The following is a 20,973-nucleotide window of genomic DNA, read 5'->3' as shown; positions in this document are numbered from 1 at the left end:
AGGGATGGCCAGCGATGGGTACGGCATCGAAGGCCTGAGCCCTCAGACCCCGCCCCGCTGCCGCACCACCGACCCTGCCCGCCCCTTCACGACCTCCAGCTGCGCGTGGACGCGCCGTCGGAGGTCCGCGACGTGGCTGACGATGCCGACGCTGCGGTCGCGTTCGCGCAGGGAGTCCAGGACGTCGAGGACCTCGTCGAGGGTCTGGTCGTCGAGGCTGCCGAAGCCCTCGTCGATGAAGAGGGTGTCGAGTCGGACGCCGCCCGCCTCGTCCGTGACCACGTCGGCGAGGCCCAGGGCGAGTGCCAGGGAGGCGAAGAACGTCTCCCCGCCCGACAGGGTCGCCGTGTCGCGTTCGCGGCCCGTCCAGGCGTCGACGACGTGCAGGCCGAGGCCCGAACGGCCGCGGCCCGCGCGGTCGTCGGAGTGCACGAGGGTGTAGCGCCCGGACGACATGCGCCGGAGTCGTACGGTCGCGGCCGCGGCCACCTGTTCCAGGCGGGCGGCGAGCACGTACGACTCCAGGCGCATGCGGCGTTCGTTGTCCGCCGAGGTGCCCGCGGCGAGTCCTGCGAGCCTGGCCACCCGGTCGTACGCGGCCCGCAGGGGGCCCAGCTTGCGCATCGTGGCGAGCGAGTGGGCGGAGAGCCGGTCCAGTTCGGCGCAGCGGCGTGCGGCGGCGTCCCGCGCGGAGGCGGCGTCCCGCAGGCGTCGGCCCGCCGCGTCGGCCGCGGCTTGCGCGGTCGGGAGGTCGGCGGGCGGTCGCTGGGCGGCTGCGGCCGTGTCCGGCTCGGCGAGGACGGAGCGCACCGCGGCTTCTTCGTCGCGCCAGGCGTCGATGCGGTGCTGGAGCTCGCGGTACCGGGCGTCGTCGAGCAGGGCGGCCGCCGCGGCCGTCGGCGTGTCGAAGCCGGCGCGGAAGGCCGCGTCGGCGAGTCGCGCGTCGGCGTCCTTCAGGCGCTCGGCGGTGTCGTCGGCGGCGCGTGCGGCGTCGGCGGCCTCGGTGAGCAGCGCGGCCTGCCGCTCCAGCTGGGCGGCGCGTGCGGCGACGCTGTCCGCGGTGCCCCGCGCGCGGGTCAACTCCGCTTCCAGCGCCAGCTGTTCGCGCTCCAGGGCGTCGCGCAGCGTCGCACGGGAAGCGGCGCGCCGGGCGGCCTCCTGCTGCTCGGCGAGCCTGCGGTCGTACTCGCGCTCCGCCTGTGCCAAGGCCTCCCGGGCGGCGTGCAGCCCGGAGGCGCGGTTTCGGGCTTCTGCGTAGGCCTGCCGCAACTGTGCGACGGCCGCGGCGAGTTCGTCGACTGTGGAGTGGATGTCGGGGGACGCTTCCTTGGAGTCGCTGTCCCCGGCGGCACTCGCCTCGTTCGGTTCTGTTACCGGGCCGCCCTTGGCCGCGGCCGTCGCCGCCGCCAACGATTCCCGTACGTCCCCGAGGGCGCGCTCGGCGGCGGCGCGGGCCTCGTCCGCGCGGCGGTGCTCGGCGAGGGCGGCCTCCTCGGTGTGGCGGTCCACGTGTCCGGCGATCTTCCGCGCGGGGGCGGGGTGCTCCGTGGCGCCGCATACCGCGCACGGTTGGCCGTCGGTCAGGTGCGCGGCCAGTTCGGCGGCGATGCCGTTGAGGCGTTGCTCTTTGAGGGCGAGCCAGTGCTCGTGCGCGGCGGTGGCGGACTCGCGGGCGGCGAGGGCGCGTTCCTGTGCCGCCGCCGCGTCCTGGGCGAGCCGGTCGCGGCGGCGGGCCGCGTCGAGGCGGGCCTGGGCCGGTTCGAGGCGGCCCGCGAGGCGCTCGGCGCGGGTGGCGGCTTCCTGGGCGGACTCGATGCGCTCCTGGAGCGCGGTCCGGGTCGCCTCCCAGCCGTCGAGCCAGCCGGACGCGTCCTGGAGCAGTTCGTCGTCGGCCCGCTCCTGGCGGTCCAGCGTCGCGCGTTCCGCCGTGATCTCGGCGGTCCGCCGCTCGGCGCGCCGGGCCGATGTGAGGCCGCCCAGCTCCTCGGCCGCCGCGCGGGCGGCGGCGGCGAGGCCCGCCGCGCCGTGGGAGGCGAACGTCTCGGGCAGCAGGCCACGCGCGCGTGCCTCCGCTTCCGTGGCGCGCCGGTGTTCGGCGTCGGCGGTGTCGCGCAGGCCGAGCGCGGGCGCGACTGTCTCGGCCTTGCGGGCCCGTTGCAGACGCTCTTCGAGGTCGCGCTGTTCGTCCACGCGCGCGTGGAGCTGGGCGGCGCGTGACTGCGCTTCGGCGAACCGGCTCTGCAGCCGGTCGAGTTCGCGTACGTCACCGAGCCTGCGCTCCGCGGCCGCCTGGGCGGATTCGGCGGCGGTGAGCGCGCAGTCGGCGACGGTGAGGCGTTCCCGCGCGGTCGTGCGGGCGACAGCCGCCCAGGTGAGGACGGCGTCCGCCAGGCCCGGGTCACCGGGCGCGAGGTCGGGCAGGGGCACTTCGGCGTCGCGGCCGTCGTCGTCCGCGGCCTGCTGCATGCGGTGCGCGTCGGCGAGGAGCGCGGCGTCACCGTCCTTGACCTCGGCTTCGGTGGTGCGCCGCTGCTCGGCGAGCCGCTGTTCCACGGCGGCGAACCTGCGCGTGTCGAAGAGTCGCCCGAGCAGCTTGCCCCGCGCCTCCGCGTCCGCACGCAGGAAGCGGGAGAAGTCGCCCTGGGGCAGGAGCACGACCTGGCAGAACTGCTCCTTGCTCATGCCGAGGAGCTGGGCAATCTCTTCGCCGATCTCCTGGTGGGACCGGCTCAGGTCCTTCCAGGCGCCCGGGGTCGCTTCGGCGTCGTACTCGCGCAGCCAGCTCTGTGCCTTCTCCGTGGTGGTGCCCGTGCCGCGCTTCTTGGGGCGCGCCCACGGAGGCTGGCGGGTGATCTCCAGGCGCCGCCCGGCGACGGTCAGTTCGAGGCACACTTCCGTGCGCGTGCCCTGCTGCGCGTGGTCGCTGCGCAGCGTCATGCCCTGTCCGCTGCCCTGCCGGGCGCCCGGCACCGAGCCGTAGAGGGCATAGCACACGGCGTCCAGGACGGAGGTCTTGCCGGCGCCGGTCGGGCCGTGCAACAGGAAGAGTCCGGCGGCGCTGAGGTCGTCGAAGTCGATGTCCTGGGTGGTGCCGAAGGGCCCGAAGGCGGTGATGCGGAGCCGGTGGAGCCTCATCGGGCGACCTCGCGCAGCGTGTCGTCGGTGCGGACCGCGTCGAACGCCGAACGCAGCACTTCCTGTTCCTCCTCGTCGGGCCCCGCACCGCGCACATGGGTCACGAAGTCCTCGGCGACCTGCTGGTCGCTGCGGCCCTGGAGGCGCTGGGCGTACGAGACGTCCGGGTCGTCGGGGGCCCGGTCCGGGGCGAAGACGAGGCTGAGGGTGTGCGGGAAGCGCTCGCAGAGGCGGGCCATCGGGTCGTCGGGGCGGACCGCGTCGGTGAGGGTGGCCTCGACCCACGCCTCTTCGTGGCGGGCGAGACCGGGGTCGTCGAGCAGGTCGGCGAGGGTGCCCCGGATGCGGGCGAGCGGGCGCGGCACGGGGCAGTCGACGCGCTCGGCGTCGATCTCCCCTTCCGGGCCGAGGTCGACGAGCCACATGCTCTTGCGGTGGTCGGCCTCGGAGAAGGAGTACGGCAGGGGGGAGCCCGAGTAGCGCACGCGCGTGGAGAGGGTCTGGCTGCCGTGCAGGTGGCCGAGGGCTGCGTAGTCCACGCCTTCGAAGACTCCGGCGGGCACGGCGGCGACCCCTCCGACCGTGATGTCCCGCTCGCTCTCGCTGACCTGACCGCCGCTGACGAAGGCGTGGGCGAGGACGACGGAGCGGGTGCCCGGCGCGCGGGCGGCGAGGTCGGCGCGGACCCGGTCCATGGCGGCACCGAGGACCGCCTCGTGCCCTGCCTTGGCCACTCCGAAGGTGTCCTTGACGAGGGCGGGTTCGAGATAGGGCAGGCCGTAGAACGCCACGTCCCCGTGGCGGTCGGTGAGGATCACGGGCTCCGCGCAGGCGGCCGGGTCGGTGCGCAGGTGGATGCCGGCGCGGTCGATGAGGCCCGCGCCGACGCCGAGGCGGCGCGCCGAGTCGTGGTTCCCGGAGATCATGACCGTCGGCACGCCGAGGTCCGCGAGCCGGTGCAGGGCGTCGTCGAAGAGCTCGACGGCGGCGAGCGGCGGCACCGCCCTGTCGTACACGTCCCCGGCCACCGCGACGGCGTCCACGTCACGCTCGCGCACGGTCGCCAGCAGGTGACCGATGAACGCGGCCTGGGCATCGAGCATGTTCACGCGGTGGAACGATCGCCCCAGATGCCAGTCGGACGTGTGCAGAAGCCTCATGATTCCCGAGACTATCGGGCGGGTCGGACATCACGGGTGGCCACTCCCGTAACTCCTCCTCACCCGGCCCCTCAGGCGTCTCCGTACGCCTCTCCCCCGAGCTCGAGCACGGCGCTGCCCGCGGTGGCGTCGGCCAGCCAGCCGCGGAAGGCGTCCACGTCGGCGTCGGGCAGGCCGATCTCGATCGTGACGGCGTCGCCGTAGCGGACGTCGCGCACCTCGCGGCCCGCCGCCCGCAGATCGTTCTGGACCTTGCCCGCGCGCTGGTGGTCGACGGTGACGGTGGCGAGGCGGAAGCGGCGGCGGGTGACGGTGCCGAGGGTGTCCAGTGCCTCGCCGACGGCTCCTCCGTAGGCGCGGATGAGTCCGCCCGCGCCGAGCTTGACCCCTCCGTAGTAGCGGGTCACGACCGCGGCGACGTACCGCATGTCGCGGCGCATCAGCATCTGCAGCATCGGGACGCCCGCGGTGCCGCCGGGCTCGCCGTCGTCGCTCGCCTTCTGCACGGCGGCGTCGGCCCCGATGACATACGCGAAGCAGTTGTGGCTGGCGGTCGGGTGTTCCTTGCGGACGCGCGCGACGAAGTCCTGGGCCTCCCGCTCGGTGGCCGCGGGTGCCAGGGCGCACAGGAAGCGCGAGCGGTTGATCTCGGTCTCGTGCACGCCCTCGCGGGCCACTGTGCGGTATTCGTCCTGCATCACGCCAGCGTAGGCGCTCCTCGGGGGCCGATCGCGCCCGGGAGGGGCGCCGGGTGGCGTAGGCCACAGCACGCGTTCCCGCGCGGGCCGCCCCGGTACCGTGATCTCTCGTGACGTCACCTTCGACAACCGTGCCCCAAGTCCCGGACCCGACGGGCCCCTTGGCAGCCCTGCTCGCCGGCGTGCCCGTCACCGTCGTCGAGACCCACGACGACCCGGCGGACGCCGTCCTCTTCCCCGAGGAGGAGGCGGTCGTCGCGAACGCGGTGGCCAAGCGGCGCAACGAGTTCACCACCGTGCGGCACTGCGCCCGCACCGCGCTGGCCCGGATCGGTGTGCCGCCCGCGCCGATCCTGCCGGGACACCGGGGCGCGCCCGGCTGGCCGGCCGGTGTCGTCGGCAGCATGACGCACTGCGCCGGGTACCGCGCGGCGGTCGTGGCCCGCGCGGGCGAGGTGGTCTCGCTCGGTATCGACGCGGAGCCCGGTGAGCCGTTGCGCGATCCGGACGTCCTGAACCTGGTGGCCGACGAGACGGAGCGTGCCGCGCTGGCCGCGCTCGGCTCCCGCTACCCGGCCACGCCCTGGGACCGGCTGCTCTTCAGTGCGAAGGAGTCCGTCTACAAGACGTGGTTCCCGCTCACCGGGCGGTGGCTCAGTTTCGAGGAGGCCCGGGTGGAGCTGGAGCCGGACGGCACGTTCACCGCGCGGCTGCTGGTCGATGGGCCCGTGGTGGCGGGCGTCGAGCTGAAGGTGTTCGCAGGTCAGTGGGTGGTGCGGGACGGGATCGCCGCCACGGCCATCGTGCTGCGCTGAGGCTCTGGCGCCCGACGTCCGCTCGGCCCGGTGCTCGACGTCCGCCCGGCCCGGTGCCCGACGTCCGCTCGGCCCGGTGTCCGCCACGCGCGCGTGGCGTACGTCCATAGGGTCGCCCGCGCGCGGTACGGCGGGGTGAGTCAGCGGTCTCGGTGAGTCAGCGCCCGCCCGCCGTCTCGTCTCCGTCCCCATCCCCGTTCCCATCCCCCTCGGCAAGGGTCTCCCAGAACATCTCCTCGTACTGCCCCAGCAGGCGGCCGTAGCGCAGGTGCGCCGTCGTGATCCGGCCCCGGTCGAGGCCGGCCTGCACCGCGGCGAGCGCCTGCCGGTCGAGGTCCGGCGCGGGCTCCGCGAAGAAGTCGAAGAACCCGCAGGCCTCGTCGTCGAAGCCATAGTGGTCGCGCAACGCGCGGGCGACGGTGGCGCAACAGGCGCCCCAGACCGCGAAGTTGGCGGTGAGCGCGAGGACGACGTCGGCCGGTTCGCCGTTCAGGGCGAGCCACGCCACGTACGCCGGGTAGGTCTGGCAGCCCGCCTGCGGTTCGTACGTCGCCGCCTCCGCCCTGCTCACCCCGCAGGCGTCGAGCAACGGGGTGAGCCGTTCCCGCGCGAGGCTCTCGCCGTCGGCGAGGGTGTCGAAGAAGGCGGCGGATTCGAGGTCCTTGGCCTCGGCGGCCCGCCTGGTGAGGTGCTGGAAGGAGCGCCGGTCGGCGGGGATGACGTGCCGCTGCTCCAGGGCGAGGACGGCGATCGTCCGCGCCCGCGCCCGGCCGTCGGCGATGCGCGGCACGAGGGGGTTGGCGGCCGGCTCGGGGGCGAGGCGGGCGGCCGTGGTCCGCAGGAGCTCTTGTGCCGTCGGAGTCATCACGCGCACCTTCCGCTGGGCGGGAACTTCTCGGCCCGGCTGCTAGTTTCTACTCTGCTGTAGAAACTGGCGGGGGCCCGGACTTGCGCGCAGCGTACCGGGACCGCGTCGGACACCCCTGATTCATCGATACGTTTATGGAGTTCCCCATGGCTCTGTGGGACCGCGTCAAGGAATCCGCATCGACGATGCAGACCCAGTTGATGGCGAAGAAGAACGACCTCAAGAGCGGCGCCTTCCGCGACGCGAGCATGGCGATGTGCGCCCTGGTGGCGGCCGCCGACGGCACCGTGGACCCGTCCGAGCGCCACCGCGTGGCCCAGCTCATCGGCACGAACGAGGTGTTGCAGAACTTCCCCGCGGACGACCTGCGCCGCCGCTTCGACGAGTACGTGGACAAGCTCACCGCCGACTTCGCGTTCGGCAAGGTGAGCGTGCTCCAGGAGGTCGCCAAGGCGAAGAAGAAGCCCGCGGAGGCCCGCGCGGTGATCCAGATAGGCATCGTGATCGGCGGCGCCGACGGTGATTTCGACAAGGACGAGCAGGGTGTGGTGCGCGAGGCGTGCTTCGCGCTCGACCTGCCGCCGCACGAGTTCGACCTCTAGTTCCGGCCTCTGGTCACGTCGCCCGGACCGGCCCCCTGCGGCCGGTCCGCTCACGGGGCACGGGGTCGAGGACTCGGAGCCGAGGACTCGGAACCGCGGAAGGGGGGCCGACGGAGAGCCGGGGCTCAGAGCGGTGTGGCCGCCCGCAGGATGAGGACCATCGTCACGGCCGAGTTCGCCGAGGACATCGCGGACACGGCGGTGCCGACCGCCGCGGACCACAGCGCGAGCCCCACCGCCGTGAACACGGAAGGCCGGGTGCGGGCGGACGGCGCGGGGGCGAGGAGCGCGGCGACGCGGCGCGGCACCGGTCCCGGCGCCGCGAGGCCCGCGAAGGTCGGCGCGGGCACACCGCGGGAGACCATGGCCGCCTTGCCGATCGCACGGGCGACGGCCCGCCGGTCACGCACCGCGCACGCCGCCGCCTCGTCGGCCCACCGCTCGGCGGCGTAGGCCACGGAGGTGCGCAGCGGCCGCAGGAAGGGGTTCGCGCGGGCCGCCAACTGCGTGACGATCAGGTGCCGGTGATGCCGTGCGGAGAGGTGGGCCCGCTCGTGGGCGAACAGCGCGCGGCGCTCGGCGGACGCGAGCCGGGACAGCATGCCGGTGGTGACCACCACACGGCCCCCGGCACGGGTCGGCAGGGCGTAGGCGTACGACGTCTCGTCGGTGAGTACGGCGACGGAGTTGCCGCGCAGCCCTTCGAGGGCCCGGCGCGCCCGGCGGCGTACCCGCGCGTGCCGCCACAGTGTCCGCGCGCACGCCGCGCACACGGCGAGCAGCGCCGGGATCGCGACCTTCCCCGCGACCTCGTCATAGGGAACGGCCGCCCGCACCTCGGGGTCGGACCAGCCGTCCGGCAGCGGGTTGCCCGGCAGTTGGGCGGTGCCGACGACCATCAGGAGCGCCAGGCAGAGCGTGCTGCACACGGCCATCACGCCGGCGACGGCGGTGAGCAGGCGGGTCGCGGTGCGCGGGTGGAGGTGCTGCTCGGCGAGGCGGGCGATCGGCCACGCGGTCAGCGGCAGCACGAGGGGCAGGAAGACGAACACGCCCATCAGTGGAGAACCCCCATCGGGCGTCAGTCGTCGGCCTCGGCGCCCGCCTGCCCGAGCAGACCGCGCAGGAGCTCCTCGTCGTCGGGCGTGAGCGTCGTGACGAAGCTGGCGAGCACGGCCTCGCGGTCGCTCTCGCCGTCGAGCACCTTGCGCATGCGGAAGGCGGCGAGCCCGGCCTCGTCCGAAGCGGGCAGCCACGCGAACGACCGGCCCGCACGCTCGCGGGTGACCGCGTCCTTCGCGAGGAGGCGGGTCAGGATCGTCATGACGGTGGTGTACGCGAGGTCGCCGCCGATCCGCTCCTGCACCCAGGCGGCGCTGACGGGCCCGCGCGCGGCGTGCAGCGCGGCGAGGACCTGCGACTCCAGTTCGCCCTGGGCGCGGCGGCGCGGTCGCGGCCGCCGCTCGGCGCGCTCGGGGTGCTCGCCGTACCCGTCGGCATGCGTCATCCCGCGATCCCTCCAGCCTCTGTGTGCTCCACCAGTCTCTGTGTGCTCCACGGCGGACGGGGAGCGCCCTATCGTAACGGGGCACCGCCGCACCACCCACTTCTACACTCCTGTAGATTTCGGGGCGATATCCAGATCTCTGACCGTAGGAGGACATCGTGGGAGTTTCCCTGGCCAAGGGCGGCAACGTCTCGCTGAGCAAGGAGGCGCCGGGCCTCACCGCCGTACTGGTCGGCCTGGGCTGGGACGTGCGCACCACGACCGGCACGGACTACGACCTCGACGCCAGCGCGCTGCTCTGCGACGACTCCGGCAAGGTCGTCTCCGACCAGCACTTCGTCTTCTACAACAACCTGACGAGCCCGGACGGCTCGGTCGAGCACACCGGCGACAACCTCACCGGTGAGGGCGAGGGTGACGACGAGGCCGTGAAGGTGAACCTCGCGCAGGTGCCCGCCGACATCTCGAAGATCGTCTTCCCGGTGTCGATCCACGACGCCGAGAACCGCGGCCAGAGCTTCGGCCAGGTCCGCAACGCGTTCATCCGCGTGGTGAACCAGGCGGACGGCGTGGAGATCGCCCGCTACGACCTGTCGGAGGACGCCTCCACGGAGACCGCCATGGTCTTCGGCGAGCTCTACCGACACGGTGCCGAGTGGAAATTCCGTGCGGTCGGTCAGGGTTATGCCAGTGGGCTGCGCGGCATCGCGACAGACTTCGGCGTGAACGTCTGACGGTTTTGAGGAGGCAGGTCATGTACGGCGACCAGGAGACGGTGCGCAGGATCCTGACGGAGCTCGGCGACACCTGGGCCGTCGTGGGCCTGTCCAACAACCGCGACCGGGCGGCTTACGGCGTCGCGGCCGTCCTGCAGCGCTTCGGCAAGCGCGTCGTGCCGATCCACCCCAAGGCGGAGACGGTCCACGGCGAGCAGGGGTACGCGTCCCTGTCCGACGTGCCGTTCCGGATCGACGTGGTGGACGTGTTCGTCAACAGCGCGCTGGCGGGCCGGGTCGCCGACGACGCGGTGGCCGCCGGCGCGCGGGCGGTCTGGTTCCAGCTCGGCGTGGTCGACGAGGCGGCGTACGACAGGACTCGGGCGGCGGGCCTGGACATGGTCATGGACCGCTGCCCCGCCATCGAGATCCCGCAGCTGGGCTAGCCCGACGCCACCCTTCATATCGGCTGGCCGGGTTCAGAACGGCTGGTCGGGCCAGTCCAGCAGGCGGGCGCCGATCACCGCGGTCTGGAGGGTGTAGCGGTGCACGGGGTCGGCCGGGTTGGCGCCGGTGAGCTTGTGTATGCGCTCCAGACGGTACGTCAGAGCGCGCACGCTCAAGGAGAGGCGGCGGGCCGCCTCCGCCGCGACACAGCCCGCGTCGAAGAACGCGGCGAGCGTGTCGATGAGCGGCTGCGCCCCGCCGCGGGCCTGCCGCAGCGGGCCGAGCGTATGGACCACCAGGTCGGCCATGGCCTGCCGGTCGCGGGTCAGCACCGGGTAGACCAGCAGATCGGCGGCGTGCAGCACGGGCTCGTCGAGTTCCAGGCGTTCGGCGAGATCGAGGGCGTTGAGCGCCTCCTCGTACGACTGGACGACACCGCCCGGGCCCGGCTGCGAGCGGCCGATGGCGACCCGGCCGCCCTCCACGGCGGCGTACGCGTGCTTGGCGAAGAAGGCGAGAACCTCACCCTGGTCGCCGGGGGCGATACACACCATCCGGCCGTCCTTGGTGGTGAGCAGGATACTGCGGTCGCCGAACCGGCCGATGAGGGCGCGCTCGACCTCGCGGGGCACGGCGTCCCCCTCCTCGTATCCGCTCGCTCCCTGGGCGACGGCGACCGCGTGTTCGTAGGAGAGGCGAAGACCGAAGCGTTCGGCGCGCTCGGCGAGCAGGCCCAGGTCGCTGCGTCCGTGGAGGAGGTCGTCGATGAACTCCCGCCGGGCGGCCTCCTCCTGACGGACCGCGAGGCGCTGCGCGCGCTCGTACCCCTCGGCGAAGGCGTCCACGGCCTGCTCTACGGCGGCCAGCGCACTGTCCGTGGAGACCGTCCGCGCGGCGGGCCAGTGCTCGCGGGCCGCCGCCAGATGCGCGCCCACCAGAGCCCGCAGCCCCAGCCCCGCCTCGGCCGCCCGCTCCCCCAGCACCCGCCGCGAGTCCAGCTCGTCACGGTTCAGCCTGCGCCCGGTCGCGGCCGCGGCGGCCAGCATGCGGGCATAGCCGTCGAGGTACTCCCCGGGTACGCCGTACCCCTCCACACCTGCTCCGTCCGCCATGCCCGCCCCGCTGCCTGCCGTGGTGAACCGCCGCCACCGTACTGAATGATTTGATGCCTTTTTAACGCATACGGATTAACGCATACGGAGTCGGGGAGTGCCGACCGGGGCCGGAACAATCGGTGGTCCCTCGCCGTTGAAGCCGGTATGCCTCTGACTGGTGAATACGAGCCCGGCACATGGGACTGGGCGAGCAAGCAGGCCCAGCTGTACGAGAGCTCCGGCGGGACCGAGGGGACGACCATGCAGGGAAAGCCGGTCATCCTGCTGACCTCGGTCGGCGCCAAGAGCGGGAAGCTCCGCAAGAACCCCCTGATGCGCGTCGAACACGCCGGGGAGTATGCGGTGGTCGCGTCGAAGGGCGGCGACCCGGCGAACCCGTCCTGGTACCACAACCTGATCGCGCACCCGCATGTGGAGCTGCAGGACGGCCCGGTGAAGAAGGACTACCGCGCGCGGGTCGCCTCCGGTGAGGAGCGGCGGCTGTGGTGGGAGCGGGCGGTCGCGGTCTGGCCGGCGTACGACGAGTACCAGAAGAAGACGGACCGAGAGATCCCGCTCTTCATCCTGACCCCGTTCGAGTCCTGATCCTGTTCGATCCCTGATCCTGTTCGGCCACTGCCCCTGTTGGAGTCCTGACCTTGTTCGGGCCCTGATCCGGTTCGGGTCGGGTGCCGATCCTGTTCGGGCGGCCTACCGCTCCCGCTGCCGGGCGCGGTAGGCCCGCAGGTTCGCCGCGTTGCCGCAGGTCTTGACGTCGTGCCAGACGCCGCTGTTGTTGCGGGAGCGGTCGTAGAAGGCCACACGGCAGGCGGGGTTGCGGCAGGATTTCAGACGTCGGGCGGTGTCCGCCTGCTGCGCCTCGTACACCGCCGCGAGGACGAGTGCGACGAGTCGGCGCCACCCTCCGTCGCCGTGGGGTTCGATTCGTACGACACCGTCCGCGCCGAGCCGCAGTGCCACCTCGGCGGTGTGCTCCGGCACCGGGGACGGGTCCGCGGCCTCGCCCCCTGTTCCCCGAGCGGCGATCCCCTGAAGACTGTCGCGGAAGGCCCGGAGCTCGGGCAGCGCGTCGGCGTCCAGGATCACGCGCGGCGCCGGTCGCCCGGTGACGGCCGCCCACTCGGCGCACGCCTCGTCCGCCCACGCCTGCGCGTCGGCCACGTCCCCGAGCAAGTCAGCTCTTCCGGAGCCCGCCGAACCCGAACCCGCAGAACCCGCAGAACCCACCGAACCCGGCAAACCCGGTGAACCAGGCGAACCCGGCGCCCCCGCCGAGACGGTGTTGAGCAGGTCCTGGACGAGTCCGAGGCCGCCGGGCGCGGACTCCAGGCGATACCGCTCGGTCGCCGACCAGGTCATCGTGGATCACCTTCCGGGGTGCGGGGGAACGCCCCGGTCTTCGGGGCGCCCCACTCTTTCACGCCGGACCGGCACCGCCCTCCCCCGCCCGTCAGGCGTCACACCAGTGCGCTCAACAGCGCGGCGTCGTACGGCACCGCTTCGTCGAGGCGGCCGGTGAGGGCCTTCGTCGGCCACTCGGGGTCGGCGACGAGCGCGCGGGCGACGGCGACCAGATCGAACTCGTCGCGCTCCATGCGGTCGAGGAGCGGGCCGATGCCGGTCACGCCGGATCGCTGGGTGCGCCCCGGCGCGCCCGCGAACTGCTGGGCGAGGCCCACGGAGCCGACGGTGACCGAGGGCTTGCCGGTGAGCTTCTTCGTCCAGCCGGCGAGGTTCAGGTCGCTGCCCTCGAACTCGGGGAGCCAGTAGCGCCGCGTCGAGGCGTGGAAGGCGTCCGCTCCCGCCTCGGCCAGCGGGACGAGGAGCGCCTCCAGTTCCCGCGGCCCCTCGGCGATCCGCGCGTCGTAGTGGTCGGTCTTCCACTGCGAGAGGCGGAACAGGACCGGAAAGCCGGGCGAGACCGCAGCCCGCACGGCGGCGACGACCTCGGCGGCGAACCGGGCCCGGGAAGCGGGGTCGCCACCGTAGGCGTCGGTGCGGGTGTTGGTGCCGTGCCACAGGAAGTTGTCGATCAAGTAGCCGTGGGCGCCGTGCAGTTCGACGCCGTCGAAGCCGATGCGTTCGGCGGCGGCCGCGGCCTCGGCGAAGGCGCGGACGACCGCGTCGATGTCGTCGAGCGTCATGGCCCTGCCGTGCGCACGCCCGTCAAGGTCGATGCCGGACGGACCCTCCGCAGGGATGCTGGACGGACCTTCCGCGGAGCCGCCGTGCGGCTGCCCCGCACCGCCCCGCAGCACACCCGTGTGCCACAGCTGGGGCATGATCCGGCCTCCCGCCGCGTGCACCCGCGCGGCCACCGCCGCCCAGCCGGCGAGGGCCCGCTCACCGTGGAAGTGCGGCACGCCGTCGTACGCGGCGGCCGCGTCCCGCCGCACATAGGTTCCCTCCGTGACGATCAGGCCGGCGCCGCCGGCCGCGCGCCGCGCGTAGTACGCGGCGACATCCTCGCCGGGCACGCCGTCCGGCGAGAAGCGCCGGGTCACGGCGGCCATCGCGATGCGGTTGCGCAGCGTCAGGCCGCCGAGGGTGAAGGGGCGGCCCAACAGACGTGCGGCGCGCGACGCGTCCTCGTTCGATACGCCGCTGTCCACGGTCTCCATGGCGGGTTCCTCTGCTCTCGAGTGCTCTTGGGTACGAGCACTATGACAGAAGCGTAACCACTTTGCCTATGTCGGCTGCCCTTGCGTCCCGTCCCCGTCCACCTCCCGTACGAGCTCGATCGCCCGGCCCAGCGTGCTCAGCCGCGCGTCGAGCGTGTCGCCCGCCGGATAGAGCCGGACCGTGTCGACGCCCGCGGCGCGCCAGACCCGCAGCCGCTCGCGCACCATCTCCTCGGTGCCGATCAGGGTGGTCGCGAGGACCATCTCGTCGCTCACGAGACCGGCCGCGCCGTCCCGGTCACCCGCCTGCCAGCGCTCGCGGACCTCCGCGGCGGCCTCGGCCCATCCCTGCCTGCTGTAGGCGGCGTTGTAGAAGTTGGTGGTGGCGGAGCCCATCCCGCCGAGGCTGAAGGCCAGTTCCTTCTTGCGGCCCGCGACCATCGCGCGCAGGGCGTCCTCGTCGTCCGCGAACGCCACCTCGGCGCCCTGGCAGATGTCGAGGTCGGCACGGGTGCGGCCGGCCGCGGCGAGGCCCGCGTCCAGGTGGTCGAAGTACGCCTCCTTGGCACCCTCCGGCACGAAACTGGTGCCGAGCCAGCCGTTCGCGACCTCTCCCGTGAGGCGGAGCATCTTCGGGGAGAGGGTGGCGAGGTAGATCGGCAGGTCGTGCTCGGTGCGCAGCGAAAGACGCATGGGCCGGGCCTCGCCGCCGGGCAGCGGCACGGTGAACTCGCGCCCCTCATGGACGATCTTCTCGCCGGAGGCCGCCCGCCGGATGATGTCCACGGTCTCCCGCATCCGGGAGAGCGGGCGCGCGAACGGCACGCCGTGCAGCCCCTCGATCACCTGCGGCCCCGACGGTCCGAGGCCCAGCAGGAACCGCCCTTCGGAGATCTGCGCCAGCGTGAGGGCAGCCCGGGCGATGGCGACGGGAGTGCGGGTGCCGAGCTGGATGATCCCCGAGCCGAGCAGCAGCCGTTCGGTGCGGGCCGCCAGGTAGCCGAGCGGGGAGGGCGCTTCGGAGCCCCAGGCCTCGGCCACCCAGCAGATGTCCATGCCCAGCTTCTCGGCCTCGGTGACGAAGTCGACCGTCTCCCGCCAGTCCGCCCCGGACGCCTCGATCGTCGTCGACGTACGCATCAGGACCGCGCCCCTTCCACGGCCGACGTACCGCCCGCGTCGGCCACGCCCTCGGCCAGCGCCTTGATCGCGTCGACCGTGGCGGTCATGCTCCGCTCGAACTCCCTCAGCCGTACGAACACGATCTTCTGTTCCTTCTCCGACATCCGTTCGATCGCATGGCTGAGTCCCGAGCGGCCGGGGCCAAGGCGCATCCACTGCGTCAGGAGCGTGCCCCCGTCGTCCTGTGCCGCGAGAGAGAACCGCCACAGGGCGCTGGGGTGTTCGGGGTCGTTCACCGCCCACGCGAACTCGCGCGGCGCCTCGCACGCCACGACGTACGACGTGGTCTCCCACTCCCCCAGGGAGTCGTGCCTGCTGCGCCCGGTGAACCGTGCGCCGAGCGCGGGGCCGCTCGCTCCGTCCAGCCATGCGACCGATTGCAACTCCGCACTCAGCGCGGGCAGCAGGCCGATGTCGGAGACGAGCTCCCACACCCGTTCCGGTGGCGCGGCGATCCGCCCGCTCACCTCGACCGTCGACCCGTCCGCGTAACGCGCTCCTGTCCACTCCATCGAAGACCGCCCTCCACGTCGCCTGGGAGGCTTACGCCTCTGACCTTGAGAGTTGCGTAGATAGACTCACTCGTCAAGGGTCGAGAACCGTCATAGGCACGCGGAGGCGCGGCGCTCTCAGCGGCTGAACCGCGCCTGCACGTCCGGGCGTTCGGCGAGGCGGGGCGGATAGCCGGGGCCGAGCCGCGGGCTCGTGTTCGCGGCCGTCATCGGTTCCCCGCAGTCGGCGCAGACGACCTCGGCGCGGCTGTCCTGGCCGCAGCGGTCGTGGTGGAACACGATCGGCGCGCCCTCCTCGCCGCTCAGCCAGCGGTCGCCCCAGCTGTTCATGGCGGCGAGGACACCGAAGAAGTCGCGGCCCTTCTCGGTGAGCACGTAGTCGTAGCGCACCGGCTCGCTCTGGTAGGCCCGCTTCTCCAGGAGGCCCTCGTCGACGAGGCGGCGCAGCCGGTCGGTGAGGGTGTTGCGGGCGATGCCGAGCTCTCGCTGGAAGGCGTCGAAGCGCTTGATGCCGTAGAACGCCTCGCGCAGGACGAGCGGCGTCCACCAGTCGCCGAGCAGGTCCATCGTGCGGGCGATGGAGCACGGCCAGTTCGCAAAGGAGGTCCGCCTCATGACGCCAGCATACGGAGGTCGGTCTCAGCACGAGACCCAGCAGACCCGGCAGGCCGGCAGGGAGGAACCGCGCCTGGGACGTGACGTTCGACGCAAACGGCGCCCGCCTGTTGTGAGCGGGCGCCCGCGGCTGATCAGGTACGGAGACCGGGCCCTCGCGGGAACCGGCCGAGCCGAGCAGTCAGGAGAACTCCCCATGACGACCGGATACTTCACATCCGTCGACGACGTCTCGGCACGCCTGGCCACGACCGGCTATCTGGCCTCCCCGGCCGTCGCCACGACCGTCTTCCTGGCGGACCGGCTCGGCAAGCCGCTGCTCGTGGAGGGCCCGGCCGGAGTGGGCAAGACGGAGCTGGCGAAGGCCGTCGCCGAGGTCGCGGGCGCCCGGCTCGTACGGCTGCAGTGCTACGAGGGTGTCGACGAGTCGCGCGCGCTGTACGAGTGGAACCACGCCAAGCAGCTCCTGCGCATCACCGCGGGCCGCGACGAGTCGTGGGACGAGACGCGCACCGACATCTTCAGCGAGGAGTTCCTGCTCTCGCGCCCGCTGCTCACCGCGATCCGCGGCGACGAGCCGAAGGTCCTGCTGATCGACGAGACCGACAAGGCCGACGTCGAGGTCGAGGGACTGCTCCTGGAGGTCCTCAGCGACTTCCAGGTCACGGTGCCGGAGCTGGGCACGATCCGCGCCGGGCGCCGCCCGTTCGTCGTCCTCACCTCCAACGCGAGCCGCGAGCTGTCCGAGGCCCTGCGCCGCCGCTGCCTGTTCCTCCACATCGGCTTCCCCGAGGAGGAGCTGGAGCGCCGCATCGTCCGCATGAAGGTGCCCGGACTCGACGAGGCGCTCGCCGCGTCGGTGGTGCGGGTGGTCGGCGCGCTGCGCGCGATGGACCTGCGGAAGGTGCCGTCGGTCGCGGAGACCATCGACTGGGCGCGTACGCTCCTCGCGCTCGGCGCCGACACGCTGGACGAGACCGTCGTACGCGACAGCCTCGGCGTGGTCCTCAAGCACCAGGACGACGTGCTGAAGGCCGTCGCCAAGCTGGACCTGGACGCCGTGTGACGGCCCCGCCGACCGATAGCGGACCCGACTCCCCCGCGCCCGACTCCACCGCGCCCGGCCCTCCCGCACCCGACTCCCCCGCCCCCGCCCCCGGCATCACGGGCCGCCTCACCAGCCTGGTCGGCACGCTCCGCTCGCACGGCCTGCGCATCGGCCCCGGTGAGACCGTCGACGCCGCGGCCGCCCTTGAAGTGCTCGGCCTCACCGACCGGGAGCGGGTCAGGGAAGGGCTCGCCGCCGCGCTGCTCCACCGGGAGGACCAGCGCGCAGTCTTCGACCCGGTTTTCGACCTGTACTTCCCGCTGGGCGTCGGTGCGCCGGACGGCGGGAGCGACCGCGTGCACGAGGGCGGCGGTGACGCCGACCGGGACGCGCTGCGGGAACGGCTCGTCGCCGCGCTCGCCGCGAACGACCAGGCGCTGCTCGGCCAGTTGGCGGGTGAGGCGGTGGACGGCTTCGGCGGCTACGGCGCCTCCTCGTCGGGCGCGGACGGCTGGTCGTCGTACCAGACACTGAGCCGGCTGCGCCCGGAGACGCTGCTCACCCGTGTCCTCGCCGCACTCCGCACGGGCTCCACCGGGCAGGACACCGGCGAGGCGGCGTTCACGGACCGCCTCGAAGCGGACGAGGTGCGGCGCCGCATCGAGGGGTTCCGAGAGCGGGTCCGCACCGAGGCGCGCCGCCGGGTCGCCGAGCGGCGCGGCACCGAGGAGATCGCCCGCCGTGCCGTGGCGACCACCGTCGACCGCGTCGACTTCCTCCTGGCGGGCCGGGCGCACCTGGACGAACTCCGCCGGGCAGTGCACCCTTTGGCGCGCAGGCTCGCGACCCGCCTCGCCGCCCGTCGCAGGCGGGCCGCGCACGGCAGCATCGACCTGCGCCGCACCTTGCGCGGTTCGCTGTCGACGGGTGGCGTGCCGATGCGCCCTGTGCTGCGCCGTCGCCGTCCCGCGCGCCCCGAACTGGTCCTGCTGTGTGATGTGTCCGGTTCGGTGGCGGGCTTCGCGAATTTCACGATGCTGCTGGTCCAGGCGTTGCACGACCAGTTCAGCAAGGTGCGTGTGTTCGCCTTCGTCAACCGCGTGGACGAGGTGACGGGGCTGGTCGCGCGGAGCGCCGCCGATCCGGGGGGCCTGAGTGCCCGGATCCTCGGGCAGGCCACCGTGACGGGCTGGCACGGGAGCAGCGACTACGGCACCTCCTTGGGCGAGTTCGCTGAGCGGTACCTCGACGCGGTCGGCCCGCGCTCGACGGTCTTCGTCCTCGGCGACGCCCGGACGAACATGAGCGATCCGAACCTCCCCGCGCTGCGGCACATCGCCGAGCGGGCCCGCCGCGTGTACTGGCTCAATCCGGAGGGGCGCTCGCAGTGGTCGACCGGGGACTCGGCGGCGTACGCGTACGCCGATCTCGTCGAGATGCACGAGTGCCGCAACGCGCGGCAGCTCAGCGCTCTGATCGCACGTCTGCTGCCCGTCTGACCATCCCCGCGAACGCGCACAGCCAGGCCGCGACCGCGATCCACAGCAGCACCCTGCCCGGCTCCCGCAGCCAGGAGAGGTCCGCCGCCGCGCTCACCGAGAGCGTGGCGACGGCCGTCATTCCCATCGGGAAGACCGTGGCCCAGCGCCGCACGTCGTAGCGCGGGCGCGGCCAGCGCACCTCGGCGACCAGCAGGACGAGGTACCAGGCGAGGTCCAGCGCGAGGACGACGAGGGTCACCGTGCGCAGGACGTCGTGCCAGGCCCCGGTGAACAGGGGCGCGGCCATGAGCTTCGTCCCGGCGAGCGCGGAGATCGCGAGGGCGCCGCCCGCCACCCACTGGTCGCCCGCTCCCGTCCGCAGGCCGGTGAGGTCGAAGCGGGCGAAGGCCGCCGCGTACAGCACCAGGCCCAGGCAGAAGAAGCCGAGCGCGACGCCGGAGAGCGGGCGCGCGGGCAGGGCGATGGCCAGGGCGCCGCACAGCACCGCGACCCCCTGGGTGGCGACGCAGACGAGGAAGACCGCGCCCGGCATGCGGTGTCCCCAATGGCGTACGACAGCGGGCAGCAGGACCGGCCAGAGCACGGCGGCGATCACCAGCAGGGTCACGGCGAGCGGCTGCCGGCCGAGGAGCGAAAGGCGCGTGCCCAGCACGCAGGTGGCGGCGACGGCGGTGAGCGCGGGCGGCGTGTCCGCCTCCGCCTCCCAGCGCGAGCGCCGGCGCGCCAGGCGAAATGTGAAGTCCGCGGCGAGCGCGATCCACGCGGCCGCGGCCATCGCCAGGGCCGCGCGGGAGAGCGTCTCGTGGCCGAGGAGGTGCAGGCCCACGGAGATGATCCCGGTGGCCATCACCGCGGAACCCGCCGCGGGCGGCAGCCCCGTCCACCAGGCGGTGAACCGGGCCTGGCGCGTCGCGAGCGGGCTGGGCGTCATGGCTCCAGGATCGGCGACCCGGCCCGGGTCCGCCGGTCGGGCGGGGCCGGCCGGGATCTTCCCGCGCCCCGCCTGACGTGTGCCTTTTCGACGTGCGGGTACCCGGCCGCTCCGACGACGACTGGAGGAAAATCCGTGGCTGCACCCCGCAAGAACGTCTTTGTGCTCGGTCTGGACGAAGCCAATCTGCCCACCTTGAACAGCGTTCCCGACGCGGCGCACTACCGCTTCCACCCGCTGCTCACCGTCGAGGAGCTGCAGGGGGGCGAGGTCTCCGTGCCGGAGCTGCTCGACAAGGCCCAGGGCATCCTCGACTCGTTCGACGGCAGCATCGACGCGATCGTGGGCTACTGGGACTTCCCCGTCAGCACGCTGGTCGCGATACTCGGCGACCGCTACGGCACCCGCAGCACCAGCCTGGAGTCCGTCGTCAAGTGCGAGCACAAGTACTGGAGCAGGCTGGAACAGCAGAAGGTCATCGACGAGCACCCGCGCTTCGGCCGGGTCGATCTCGACGCCGACGATCCGCGGCCGCCGGAGGGGGTGCGGTTCCCGATGTGGCTCAAGCCCGCGCTCTCCTACTCCTCCGAGCTGGCCTACAGCGTCAAGGACCAGGACGAGTTCCGGGAGGCCTGTGCCCGGATCAAGGAGGGCATCAGCCGGGTCGGGCGCCCCTTCGAGTACATACTCCAGCAGCTCGACCTGCCCCCTGAGATGGACGGGGTCGGCGCCCAGGTCTGCCTCGCGGAGGAGGCGATATCGGGCGTGCAGGTCGCCGTGGAGGGATACGTCCACCGGGGCGAGGTCACCGTCTACGGCGTCCTCGACTCCATCAACTACCCCGACTCCTCCTGCTTCCTGCGCCACCAGTACCCGTCCGGTCTGCCCGAGCCCGTGATACGGCGGCTGCACGACGTGTCGAAGCGGGTGATGCGGCAGGTCGGCATGGACTCGGCGACGTTCAGCATCGAGTACTTCTACGACCCGAGCACGGACGCCATCAACCTCCTGGAGATCAACCCCCGGCACTCCCAGTCGCACGCGGAGCTCTTCGCGTACGTCGACGGCGTCCCCAACCACCACTGCATGGTCAGCCTCGCCTTCGACAAGGACCCGGCGCTCCCCCACCGCGAGGGCCCGTACGCGACGGCGGCCAAGTGGTACTACCGCTGGTTCGCCGACGGCGTGTCGCACCAGGTGCCGACGCCCGAGGAGATCGAGCGGATCGAGCGCGAGAACCCGGGCGTACGCGTCGATGTCCTCGCCGAGGAGGGCAGGAAGCTCTCCGAGGTGACCGACCAGGACAGCTACAGCTACGAGCTGGCCCACATCAGCACCGGCGGCGACAGCGAAGAGGACCTGCGGCGCAAGTACGACCGGTGCGTGGCCGCGCTGGGTCTCGCCTTCGACGACACCGAGCCGGGCGGCCGCGACCTCACCAACGACTAGCCGGCACACCGAACCACCCCGCACCACCCGTCGGCCCCGGCGGGAAAGCA

At 72.9% G+C, this 20,973-nt stretch carries 21 protein-coding genes; 8 read left to right on the top strand and 13 right to left on the bottom strand.

Going from position 1 to position 20,973, the window contains the following annotated elements:
- Positions 1 to 42: 42 nt before the first annotated feature.
- The 3 genes from ACZ7LU_RS20215 to ACZ7LU_RS20205 form a co-directional block, all read right to left on the bottom strand.
- Positions 43 to 3,135, bottom strand: a complete 3,093-nt coding sequence (locus tag ACZ7LU_RS20215; RefSeq protein WP_471917484.1) for an AAA family ATPase — start codon at positions 3,133 to 3,135, stop codon at positions 43 to 45.
- Positions 3,132 to 4,295 (bottom strand): exonuclease SbcCD subunit D, encoded by a 1,164-nt coding sequence (locus ACZ7LU_RS20210; RefSeq protein ID WP_471917483.1) that lies wholly within the window; start codon positions 4,293 to 4,295, stop codon positions 3,132 to 3,134. Before ACZ7LU_RS20210 ends, ACZ7LU_RS20215 begins: the two co-directional genes overlap by 4 nt.
- 71 nt (positions 4,296 to 4,366) lie before the next feature.
- On the bottom strand, positions 4,367 to 4,993 hold the full coding sequence (locus ACZ7LU_RS20205; protein WP_362988575.1) for a YigZ family protein: 627 nt from the start codon (positions 4,991 to 4,993) through the stop codon (positions 4,367 to 4,369).
- Positions 4,994 to 5,124: 131 nt separating this feature from the next.
- On the opposite strand from ACZ7LU_RS20205, the gene ACZ7LU_RS20200 reads away from it, so the two are divergent.
- Complete coding sequence (locus tag ACZ7LU_RS20200; RefSeq protein WP_471917482.1) at positions 5,125 to 5,808, top strand: 4'-phosphopantetheinyl transferase family protein; 684 nt, start codon at positions 5,125 to 5,127, stop codon at positions 5,806 to 5,808.
- A gap of 157 nt (positions 5,809 to 5,965) precedes the next feature.
- Here the strand turns inward: ACZ7LU_RS20200 and ACZ7LU_RS20195 are convergent, their stop codons facing one another.
- Positions 5,966 to 6,673 (bottom strand): thiaminase II/PqqC family protein, encoded by a 708-nt coding sequence (locus ACZ7LU_RS20195; RefSeq protein WP_468088941.1) that lies wholly within the window; start codon positions 6,671 to 6,673, stop codon positions 5,966 to 5,968.
- 149 nt (positions 6,674 to 6,822) lie between these two features.
- Between ACZ7LU_RS20195 and ACZ7LU_RS20190 the strand changes: the two genes are divergently transcribed.
- Positions 6,823 to 7,278, top strand: a complete 456-nt coding sequence (locus ACZ7LU_RS20190) for a tellurite resistance TerB family protein (RefSeq protein WP_398306810.1) — start codon at positions 6,823 to 6,825, stop codon at positions 7,276 to 7,278.
- A gap of 125 nt (positions 7,279 to 7,403) precedes the next feature.
- Here ACZ7LU_RS20190 and ACZ7LU_RS20185 read toward each other — a convergent pair whose 3' ends face one another.
- Both ACZ7LU_RS20185 and ACZ7LU_RS20180 read right to left on the bottom strand, forming a co-directional pair.
- On the bottom strand, positions 7,404 to 8,336 hold the full coding sequence (locus ACZ7LU_RS20185) for a M56 family metallopeptidase (RefSeq protein WP_471917481.1): 933 nt from the start codon (positions 8,334 to 8,336) through the stop codon (positions 7,404 to 7,406).
- Positions 8,337 to 8,359: 23 nt separating this feature from the next.
- Positions 8,360 to 8,785 (bottom strand): BlaI/MecI/CopY family transcriptional regulator, encoded by a 426-nt coding sequence (locus tag ACZ7LU_RS20180; protein WP_398306814.1) that lies wholly within the window; start codon positions 8,783 to 8,785, stop codon positions 8,360 to 8,362.
- A 158-nt stretch (positions 8,786 to 8,943) separates the two neighbouring features.
- Here ACZ7LU_RS20180 and ACZ7LU_RS20175 point away from each other — a divergent pair, with 158 nt between their 5' ends.
- Positions 8,944 to 9,519 (top strand): TerD family protein, encoded by a 576-nt coding sequence (locus ACZ7LU_RS20175; RefSeq protein ID WP_362988564.1) that lies wholly within the window; start codon positions 8,944 to 8,946, stop codon positions 9,517 to 9,519.
- 20 nt (positions 9,520 to 9,539) lie between these two features.
- Positions 9,540 to 9,947, top strand: a complete 408-nt coding sequence (locus ACZ7LU_RS20170; protein ID WP_471917480.1) for a CoA-binding protein — start codon at positions 9,540 to 9,542, stop codon at positions 9,945 to 9,947.
- A gap of 33 nt (positions 9,948 to 9,980) precedes the next feature.
- Here ACZ7LU_RS20170 and ACZ7LU_RS20165 read toward each other — a convergent pair whose 3' ends face one another.
- The gene (locus tag ACZ7LU_RS20165) at positions 9,981 to 11,060 is read right to left on the bottom strand and encodes a PucR family transcriptional regulator (protein WP_468314688.1); all 1,080 of its coding nucleotides are present in this window, start codon (positions 11,058 to 11,060) and stop codon (positions 9,981 to 9,983) included.
- Between the two features lie 147 nt (positions 11,061 to 11,207).
- On the opposite strand from ACZ7LU_RS20165, the gene ACZ7LU_RS20160 reads away from it, so the two are divergent.
- Positions 11,208 to 11,648, top strand: a complete 441-nt coding sequence (locus tag ACZ7LU_RS20160) for a nitroreductase family deazaflavin-dependent oxidoreductase (RefSeq protein WP_398306820.1) — start codon at positions 11,208 to 11,210, stop codon at positions 11,646 to 11,648.
- A gap of 105 nt (positions 11,649 to 11,753) precedes the next feature.
- Here ACZ7LU_RS20160 and ACZ7LU_RS20155 read toward each other — a convergent pair whose 3' ends face one another.
- The 5 genes from ACZ7LU_RS20155 to ACZ7LU_RS20135 all read right to left on the bottom strand — a co-directional run bounded on the left by ACZ7LU_RS20155 (position 11,754) and on the right by ACZ7LU_RS20135 (position 15,993).
- Positions 11,754 to 12,422, bottom strand: a complete 669-nt coding sequence (locus tag ACZ7LU_RS20155; protein ID WP_471917479.1) for a CGNR zinc finger domain-containing protein — start codon at positions 12,420 to 12,422, stop codon at positions 11,754 to 11,756.
- Between the two features lie 98 nt (positions 12,423 to 12,520).
- Entirely contained in the window at positions 12,521 to 13,684 is a 1,164-nt protein-coding gene (locus ACZ7LU_RS20150; RefSeq protein ID WP_471917478.1) for an oxidoreductase, read from the bottom strand.
- Between the two features lie 66 nt (positions 13,685 to 13,750).
- Positions 13,751 to 14,824 (bottom strand): LLM class flavin-dependent oxidoreductase, encoded by a 1,074-nt coding sequence (locus tag ACZ7LU_RS20145; RefSeq protein WP_471917477.1) that lies wholly within the window; start codon positions 14,822 to 14,824, stop codon positions 13,751 to 13,753.
- Positions 14,824 to 15,378: an SRPBCC family protein gene (locus tag ACZ7LU_RS20140; protein ID WP_471917476.1), complete on the bottom strand. Its 555-nt coding sequence runs from the start codon at positions 15,376 to 15,378 to the stop codon at positions 14,824 to 14,826. Before ACZ7LU_RS20140 ends, ACZ7LU_RS20145 begins: the two co-directional genes overlap by 1 nt.
- A gap of 117 nt (positions 15,379 to 15,495) precedes the next feature.
- Positions 15,496 to 15,993 carry a winged helix-turn-helix transcriptional regulator gene (locus ACZ7LU_RS20135; RefSeq protein ID WP_398306830.1) on the bottom strand — a complete coding sequence of 166 codons (498 nt, stop codon included), beginning with the start codon at positions 15,991 to 15,993 and terminating at the stop codon, positions 15,496 to 15,498.
- A gap of 196 nt (positions 15,994 to 16,189) precedes the next feature.
- Here ACZ7LU_RS20135 and ACZ7LU_RS20130 point away from each other — a divergent pair, with 196 nt between their 5' ends.
- Positions 16,190 to 17,059: an AAA family ATPase gene (locus tag ACZ7LU_RS20130; RefSeq protein ID WP_470980060.1), complete on the top strand. Its 870-nt coding sequence runs from the start codon at positions 16,190 to 16,192 to the stop codon at positions 17,057 to 17,059.
- A 95-nt stretch (positions 17,060 to 17,154) separates the two neighbouring features.
- On the top strand, positions 17,155 to 18,540 hold the full coding sequence (locus ACZ7LU_RS20125) for a vWA domain-containing protein (protein ID WP_471917769.1): 1,386 nt from the start codon (positions 17,155 to 17,157) through the stop codon (positions 18,538 to 18,540).
- Here ACZ7LU_RS20125 and ACZ7LU_RS20120 read toward each other — a convergent pair.
- Positions 18,506 to 19,474, bottom strand: coding sequence for a tellurite resistance/C4-dicarboxylate transporter family protein (locus ACZ7LU_RS20120; RefSeq protein ID WP_471917475.1), 969 nt, complete (start codon positions 19,472 to 19,474; stop codon positions 18,506 to 18,508). The two genes, ACZ7LU_RS20125 and ACZ7LU_RS20120, sit on opposite strands and share 35 nt — an antisense overlap.
- A gap of 135 nt (positions 19,475 to 19,609) precedes the next feature.
- On the opposite strand from ACZ7LU_RS20120, the gene ACZ7LU_RS20115 reads away from it, so the two are divergent.
- The gene (locus ACZ7LU_RS20115; RefSeq protein WP_468558521.1) at positions 19,610 to 20,923 is read left to right on the top strand and encodes an ATP-grasp domain-containing protein; all 1,314 of its coding nucleotides are present in this window, start codon (positions 19,610 to 19,612) and stop codon (positions 20,921 to 20,923) included.
- Positions 20,924 to 20,973 lie beyond the last annotated feature (50 nt).

The sequence above is a fragment of the Streptomyces sp. NPDC039462 genome, assembly GCF_055639375.1.
Note: the sequence above shows the minus strand (reverse complement) of the source record. Positions and strands in the feature narration are given on the sequence as shown.